The following is a 9098-nucleotide window of genomic DNA, read 5'->3' on the forward strand; positions in this document are numbered from 1 at the left end:
GACGTCAAGCCTAATGATATGGCGCCCATAGCCGCCAAAGCTGATCTCCTTTTCATATGCTCTAATATTTTTTTTCAAGGTCAATAACCTGAGTTTTGATCCGCAACTGGATCGATTGCGTTGTTATAATTTGTTTCGGAAAGTGGAATCGGCCATAGTAAATGCTTTTCAATGACGGTCTTACCTTTTCCGTACGCAATGTATTCATTTACTTCTCCGATACGCTTTAATTCCAACCACCGTTTGCCTTCGTAAATAAATTCATAGCCGCGTTCCTTTACAATCAAATCGATAAAAGTATCTACTGTATAATCCGCCACATCGAAGTCTACTGGTGAGGTCGCTTCGGCCGCAAAACCGTATGCTCGACGATGAACTTTGTTTAACGCTTCCATACTTTCTGAGCTAACCGCATTATTCGCGCGCGAAGATGCCTCAGCATAGATCAACAGTACATCGGACAACCGGTATATTGGAAGGTCGTTTCCTGCAGTACCACGATCCAGAGCATCCGGATCGATATATTTAGAACTGACAAGGGTATTGGGACCCAACCCAAAATTTATTTTATCCCATAATTGCTTTCGAAGATCCTGATCATTCCATTCTAGGTAATTGGCATTGGTCGCATCGCCATGTACCGCATAGGCTCCAGTACCATCCGTTGTGAACAACTTCGTACTCGGGTGGTTAGCTATCCATAATATATAATTCCCTTGGTCTGGCAAACGGGCATACTTCAACGCAAAAATTTCCTCGCTACTTGAAACAATATCAGGCCCGAAAATCTTATATTGAAAATCCTCTTTTGTGCTTACGCTCACCAAACTGAAGCTGTTTTGCATAACTTGCTGAGACTGTTCTGCGGCCTTCGCATATTGTTCTAGCTGTAAATAAACGTCTGACAGCAATGTTTTTGCTGCCCATTTTGTTGGTCTACCACTAACGGAAGCGTTTTCTGGAAGCATATCTGCCGCTACATTCAAATCTTCCTCTATCAACCGATAAACCTCCTCTTCAGTACTACGTGGCAGATCCTTTTCCGTCATCGTTCCTTCAGTGCGTAAGGGAACCCCTCCCCAGTTTCTGACAAGTTGAAAATAACTGAATGCCCGCAAAAATTTAGCTTCCGCGACCAGGCTTTCGTACTCCTCTCCGGCTGGTGAGTTAAGAACTACCAAATTTGCATTTCGAATAGTCAAGTAGAAGTTATTCCAAAAGCCTTCGACTCTTGTTATATTTGCGTCGTCCAACCCTTGGAAATTACTTAATGGAGTCCAGCTACCCCGACCATACATCCAGTCGGATTGACACTCCAATGTTGCTATATAATTGCTCATCAGACCATTTCTAAGAGGCGTATAAATCGCGTTTACAGCTGCTTCGACCTCGGATGGAGTGGTATAAAAATTCTCAACGGCAATTTGCTTAGGCGCTTCAATCAGAGATTTTTCACATGCAGTGAAAAGTAAACCGAGCCCCAAAATATAAAATAGCCTCGTTTTTATATGTCTGTTCAATTTCTTCATGTTTTCGTGTATAAAATTGTTAAAAGCCTGCTCGGATACCAAAAGTGACGGATTTTGCTGACGGATATGAATTATGATCCAATCGGAAATTCGTCTCTGGATCCCACCATGAGTATTCTGTAGCCGTAAATAAGTTCTGACCACTCACGTACACTTGCAAACGTTGAATTTTACTGACGTTCATTGCTGATAGCGGTAGATTATAAGCCAATGAGATATTTTTCAACCTTAGGTAAGACCCATTTTCGATAAATCTATCCGACATTTTCACTGGTGTTGACCGGCTAATACGCGGGTAATCCGCATCAGGGTTATTAGCCGTCCAATGGTTCTCATAAACGCTTTTTGGCATGTTTAACCCGAATCCATAATCCATCGTGTTGGTTATTGAACTCGCATTCAGAATATCATTGCCGTAGGTTCCCTGAAGAAAAAACGAAAATTCAAAGTTCTTATAGCTCATCGCAGAGTTTAGTCCATACGTAAAATCTGGATTCGCATCGCCGATGTACGTTTTATCAGCGGCACTTATCGAACCGTCACCGTTTATATCTCTGAATATTATATCACCATTGTTGTCATAGCCATCCTCTATGTATCCCCAGAACTGACCAACAGGCCTTCCTTCTCGTAATATGCTTGTTGCATCACTAATGATTATCATTCCGATATTATCTCGCAGTACATCCTCGTGGTTATAAAGGCTGATGACTTTATTGTTGTTAAATGAGATATTCGCCTGTAGATCCCATGTAAAGGCCTGCGTGAAGGGCTTAGCCTCAACACCAAATTCAAATCCTTTGTTCTGTACTTTGCCCACATTTTGGATGGTGGAGATGTAACCCATCGAAGCAGGTAGACGGACGTCGCTTAACAAATCCCGGGTGTTTTTCACATAATAGTCTGCGGTAAATAAAATTCGATTATTTAAAACCCCTATATCGGCACCCACATCCAGCTGCTCGGTAGTCTCCCAAGAGAGATCGTTAGGTAATCTGGTTGAGGGCCCAACGGTGTTGTGATAATCGTTTCCAAAAATCGTCTTCCCCGGGGAAAGCAGATTCAAGGTGGTATAAGGGTCTATTGCCTGGCTACCCGTTAGTCCCCAGCTTGTTCTCAATTTCAATTCAGAAATTATAGGTAAGTTCTTCATGAAGTCCTCGTTAGAAACTCGCCAAGCTAACGCGCCTGAAGGAAAATTACCCCATTGACTCCCTGAGGAATACCGCGACGATCCATCCCTACGAAGGCTAATTGTAGCTAGGAACCGATCATCATAGCTGTAGTTGACGCGGCCTAAAAAGGAAATCAATGTTGACTTGATATACGCAGAACCGGGTACTCCTGGGGTCCCAGCAGCGCCAAGATTATGACTTCCGAATATATCTGACAAAAAATCACTACCACTGGCATTCACCGAAGTGTTTGTAAAATTCTGATAAGTAATTCCCGCAACAGCTGCAAGACTGTGCTTCTGGTTAAATGTTCGTGTGTAATTTAGCGTATTCTCATTCAATAGACTTGAGTGTTGTCCTGTGGAGACACTTGCATTTCCAGGGCTGTCAAAAAACTTGGTTGTCGTATAATTGTCGGTTCGCTCATCCCTACTCTCAAGCCCGCCAGCGATCTTAAGTGTAAGATCTGGCGTGATATCATAAGAAATCGATGCATTTATTAGCGCAAGATTCGCTTTAATTTCCGAATTGCTCTCGTTTATCCAATTAATTGGATTTCGTAGATCGGTAGCCAAAAAAGGATAAGCGGTATGCAATACTCTATAGGATCCGTCTTCATTAAATGGCGTAAGGATCGGCGGCGCCGAAATTGCGGCAGCAATCATTGAATTGCCTCTATTTCCGCCCTGGCTATCTCTTCTCCTTGTCGTTAGTTTCGACAAGGTGCTGTTCAGCTCAACGGTTACCTTATCATTGATTTTATGTTTTATATTATTTTGTAGCGAATAGCGGTCATAATCGCTTCCTTTGACGATACCATCTTGGCCAAAAAAACTACCCCCCAAGGAAAATTGAGTTTTCTCATTCCCTCCCGAAACATTTAAGGAACTCGTAAAAACCGGAGCCTGTTGAAAAACAAAATCCTGCCAATCAAAGCCCTGCCCGAACGCTTCGATCTCTTGTTCAGTAAAATAAGGATCCAAATTATCGTTAATAGCTTGCTCGTTATAAAATCGAGCATATTCCTGGGCATTCATTAAATCTAATTCACGTATCAGCTTTTGTGAAGTGTAGCTGCTCTCGAAAGCCACATTGGTACGTCCTTGCTTGCCCTTTTTTGTGGTGATCAGAACGACACCGTTGGCTCCTCTTGAACCATAAATTGCTGTCGCGGAGGCATCCTTCAGAATTTCGACACTTTCAATATCTGCCGGATTGACAATTGTTGGATTTGATCCCGCTATTGGGAATCCGTCAACGACGTAAAGGGGCTCATTACTGCCTTGAATAGAGTTACCCCCCCTTACCCGGACAGACATCGATGGACCCGGAGCTCCTGAACTTTGCCGAATATGAACGCCTGGTGCCCGACCGGCTAATGCCTGAAGTGCATTTGCACTCGGAAAAGCATTCAATTCTTTAGCTTTCACCTGCGAAACCGAACCTGTTAAGTCGGACTTTTTTACTGTCCCGTAGCCGACAACAACTACTTCGTCCAGCTCATCGGTCTTAACCTCCATAGCTAAATCGATGACCGAACGGTTACCGACGGTCGTCTGGATGTCTTTATAGCCGACGAACGAAATTAAAATGATCGACTGAGCATCTTCAACAGCGATCGAATAATATCCTTTTCCATCGGTAGAGGTACGGGTATTTGTTCCTTTTATGGAAACGGTAACACCCTCTAGAGGCTCACCTACGTTGTTTTTGATGTTTCCGGTTATTATTTTTTCTTGAATTATGGACTCGCGCCGGGCGTCATTTCCAGCTGTTTTGGGCAACGTTCTCCTTACTAAAACAATATTTCGGTCCAACTTTTCATAATCCAGATTATGCTTTATTAACATCTCTCTCAGGATATCATCAAGCAGTGCATTTTTTACTGAAATATTCACAGTAGCATTGGTTGGTATAAGCGATTTATCAAAGAAGATATGGTAACCGCTTTGTTTTTCCAATTCGCGCAAAACGGTGGTCAGTTTTCCATTGGTCCTGTGGAGCGTTATCCTCTGGCCGTATGAAAATGCACTGACTTGGAGGGTGCCCACCAGCAGTAAGATCACGGATAGCTTCATGAATAATAATCTAGGTTTTAAACACCTACGGATACGGGTAGGTATAACATAATTTTTATACATTTGTTACAAGATTGGTTGTTATACTATTTATTAACAGGTGTCGACATCAGTCTTCAAGTCTTCTTGACTTGATTATCAGGTGTGGTAGGACACGCCTGATTTTTTTGAGTCTTCGGGGTATCGAAAAAAACTACTTTCTAACTACAACCCTCCTTCCTGTGCGAATAAATTTTATCTGCCCGGTCAATTCGATTGTTTTCAAGACCTTCTCAATGTCGTCGCTTCTTGACATCGAACCCGAAAATCGGTTACCGCTAAAATCATTTTTATATTCGATCTCTACATCATACCAACGGGCGATACTTTCCATCACCTGATAAATCGACGCATCTTCGAAAGAAAATGCCCCGTTTTTCCATGCCAAAACATAGAAAGGGTCTACCTCCGCTATAGTGATGGAACTACCTTGAGGTGTAAAAGTCAATTGTTGATTTGGCTTGATAATATGGCTCTCTCCGTTTTTATAGGAGAGTTTTACAGATCCCTCAATTAGGGTCGTTTGAATTGATTTTCCATAGCTGTTTATATTAAATGTTGTACCTAAAACCTCTAGGATCTGCTGCTTGGTTTTTACGATAAAGGGTACATTCGTCCCTTCAACCAGTTTTTTAGCAACCTCAAAATAGGCCTCTCCTTCTAATTCAACTTCACGCTCGCCGGAATCGAATTGTACCGGGTAGCGCAGGCGTGAAGATGCATTAATAAAGACCTGGGTACCGTCTGAAAGACTCAATTGGTATTCACCGCCCTTTGGTGTAACAATGGTATTATATACCGCCAGATCTGCTGGAGCGTTTTCGTCTATAAAATATTCTACCGAGCCGTCTTTATTTTTCTGAATGCTGTATCCGGCTAATCTAATGAGCGTGTCGGGTTTCAATTTTTCTAAATCGATCTCCGTTCCGTCGGTCAGGACGATTTTAGCTCTATTCCCCCCTGGCAGGATCAGCTCTTTACTCTGGTTAGAAGTTGCTGCATTTTTTAAGGACTGGGGCTGTCTTAAATAATCGATACCTAATTTTAAAACTAGAATTACTGCAGCTGCAGCGATTATCTGGACGGATCTCTTTGTTACCCTCCGCCATAGTTTATAGCTATTATTTTGCGAAATTGTAGCTTGAACACGATGATCAGCGATTATCTTTTCAAAGGTATCATCCGCATTGGGAATACTTCGTGAAAAATCAATTGGCAGCTCAGAGAATTTATCCCAAATCTCCAGAAGGTCATCTTCTGATTTCTGCGTTAATTCATTACGCAGTAAAACTAAATCTTCATCGGTTATCGAATTTTTCAGATACTGACGGATCAAAACAACAAGTTCTTGGTCTTTCAACGTTTATATGATTGGTTAACTATATAAACGAACTGGGCAGTTAAAAGTACTAGTTAAGTTTTATTTATTTTTATATTTTTAGCAACAAGACTAGCATACAAATCCCTTTCATAATTAGTTTCACCGTTTTTGAGGCTGTCAAGAGGTGATTTTTTACCGTATTTTTAGAAATTCCTATTTTGTCCGCTATTTCCTGATAAGATAGGCCTTCAAATTTACTTAGCGCATAGATCTCCTTCTGCTTACTGGGCAAACGAGAAACTGCCTGGCTCCATAATACGCTGAGTTCCTTGCGATCCATGGATTCCTCAGTTTCCTTGTCTTCTTCGCTCCAAGAGCGCCCTAAGTAAGTTTCAAACTTCGACTCGACTATCCTTTTGCGGAAGTCTGAAACCACCAGGCGCTTAGCAATTGTGTATACATAAGGATAAATTGCTGAAGCCTCATCAATTGTCGCCCGATTTAAGAATAACACAATAAAAACCTCTTGAACCAACTCCTCTGCTTCTTCTTTCCGTTTTAAAAATCTAATTGCGTAATAATAGATGCTCTTATAATATGCATTAAATATCTTCCGAAACGCTTTTTGATCGCCCGACTTGAATTGATTAAAATCTACCTGAGTAATCTGAGGTAGTTTTTGACTCGTTTCCCGGTTAATAGTACTATCCATAATAATCAAAATTAGCTCCACTAGGTTTATACGCAGGGTGCTATTATCTTCAAGAAGCAGCCACTATGATTCACAGAGCATTCGTTAGGGCGTTCTCTGCACAAAAAAATAGAAGATAATTTCAGTTTATAACTATAAAGAATGAATTTATAAATATTGCTTTTAATAACTGTCCTGTACCTTCATGCCCTTGTAGCTAAACTAAGAAACAGGGGCTTAAAATAAGGGAACACCATTTTAGGATCAAATTAGCTAGGATAACTGCGGGCTCAAACGTTGCCACCGATGCAGACTTCATCATTTGAAGGTCTATTTTAAAAGATATTAGGTAAGGGCAGCATAGTGAGAACTTCACGTGCAATACAATTACAAAGGATCATGGGAATATGATATTTGAATATATTATTCTGCTCAATGTGTCCACGATCCTCCGAGCTATTGCGGAACACATTCGCAGGCAAATCTTAGAGAACGAGCCCATCCATTTTTTTCTATAAGCTTCTATCCAGCGGGGACGTCCCTTGTCGCTGGATGGAAGTTTATTACTCTAAAATCTATAGGTCACGCTTGCCAGAAAGTTAGCCGGGCGTTGCGGGCGGGCGTAATAGCCGTCGCTTATCCAATACTGTTGATCCAATAAATTATTACCTTTCAGGCTTACTCGAAATTTAGGATGATTATAGTAAACTGTTCCATCTAACAAATAATACCCATCGAGAATAAAGTTATTGGAGGCATCTAGGAAGGAATCAGACACGTATGTAAAGCCCGTTCCGATTCCTAATCCCTTTAACCGGCCGTCCAACAAGACGTATGTTGCCCAAGCATTCACGACATGCTCCGGTGTGCCAAGCGCTCGTTTCCCTTCCACGCTTGCATTCGCTTTAAGAAAACGGTTGTGATTGTAGCCATAGCTGGTTAGTACATTTAGACCTGGCAACGGATTACTCATCAGCTCAACCTCCAACCCCTCGCTTTTCTGCTCACCCTCTTGAAAGTAGAAGTTCATATTATCCACAATCCTATTCAGAATGCTGTTGCTCACTCGGATGTTATAATAGGTAAGTGTCGCGTTGAGTTTATTTCCCAAAGCGATCTTGGTGCCCCCTTCAACTTGATTGGCACGCTGCGCTTTAAACACCGAAACACTTTGGTCGGGCTGTATCTGGTTCCCTACGTTCTTAAAGCCGTTCAAGTAATTTCCGAATACCGACCACCGTTCGGGAAGCACATCGAAAGCGAAACCAACCCGTGGGGAAAATGTATTTTGGGTATAGTCTCCCGTAAGCTTGCGACTAAGTGTGTTGTATGTACCGCCATTTACAAACCGGTCGAATCGTAGACCTAGGGAAACATGCAGCCTGTCAAAAAATGTAAGTACATCGGCTATATAAGCTCCATATGTGTTTTGATTGGTCTGATTAAAACCAGTATTTCGATTTGCTAGTATTGCCTGAACATCTTCTATCCGTATGACGGGCGCCTGGTCAATAGCATTTAGATCCACCGACTCAAAAACTTTCTCTCCATAGCCCAAGCCATCGTACCGTGTATAACGTAAATTACTTACCCAATCTACACCAATTACAGCCCGATTGCGGACTCCGCCAATGGAGAAATCACCCTTGACATTGTGCTGAAAATTATGCCGAGCTGTATTTTCATCCGTAAATGCGCGGAGGATACGATCGACGGAATCCGTATTCCGCCAGATCATATCAAATATATATAGATCATCATACCCCCCATTTCCCCAGGCATATTTGGTTTCCGACACCCAATTGTCTGAAAGTCTATAGTTCGCTTGCAGTAAAATATTGCTCGACTGTTGCTTGCTGACTAGAGAATTGTCGTTCAGGGATTCCTTATAGGGGAGATTCAGGTCCTTAAAACTCGTCTGCTGCAATCCATTCGAAACGAACCATCCAGCTGGCGTGATCCCCTTGTTACTATAAAAATCGGCATCCAATGCCAATTCTAATCGGTCGTTCACCTTATAGTAGACACTTGGCGCAAAAAGCATAGATGTATTACCTCCTTGGTATTGAAAAGAATTTTCCTGCTGACGGGCCACATTGAACCGAACTAGTACATCCTTGTTCGGGGTTACCGGCATATTGATATCTGCCGTCAGCCGGTTTAGGTTCCAGCTTCCGGTGGTATAGCCCACCTCTCCGCCAAATATCTCGTGCGGTTTCTTCGTAATGTAATTGATAATCCCCCCAAAGGAAGTCATCTGTGCAC

The 9098-nt window shown here is 42.1% G+C and carries 5 protein-coding genes; all 5 read right to left on the minus strand.

The genetic code is table 11. The features are described 5' to 3' along the window. Positions 1-80: 80 nt before the first annotated feature. A complete protein-coding gene (locus tag HP439_RS15795; protein ID WP_172391303.1) occupies positions 81-1529 on the minus strand; it encodes a RagB/SusD family nutrient uptake outer membrane protein in 1449 nt (482 codons plus the stop codon). 19 nt (positions 1530-1548) lie between these two features. Next, positions 1549-4782 (minus strand): TonB-dependent receptor, encoded by a 3234-nt coding sequence (locus HP439_RS15800; protein ID WP_172391304.1) that lies wholly within the window; start codon positions 4780-4782, stop codon positions 1549-1551. A 193-nt stretch (positions 4783-4975) separates the two neighbouring features. Beyond that, complete coding sequence (locus tag HP439_RS15805; protein WP_172391305.1) at positions 4976-6181, minus strand: FecR family protein; 1206 nt, start codon at positions 6179-6181, stop codon at positions 4976-4978. Positions 6182-6251: 70 nt separating this feature from the next. Continuing rightward, entirely contained in the window at positions 6252-6854 is a 603-nt protein-coding gene (locus HP439_RS15810) for an RNA polymerase sigma factor (protein WP_172391306.1), read from the minus strand. A 547-nt stretch (positions 6855-7401) separates the two neighbouring features. Beyond that, on the minus strand, positions 7402-9098 hold a 1697-nt coding region (locus HP439_RS15815; RefSeq protein ID WP_172391307.1), incomplete at its 5' end, for a TonB-dependent siderophore receptor.

Source organism: Sphingobacterium shayense (assembly GCF_013179575.1).
Lineage (GTDB): Bacteria > Bacteroidota > Bacteroidia > Sphingobacteriales > Sphingobacteriaceae > Sphingobacterium > Sphingobacterium shayense.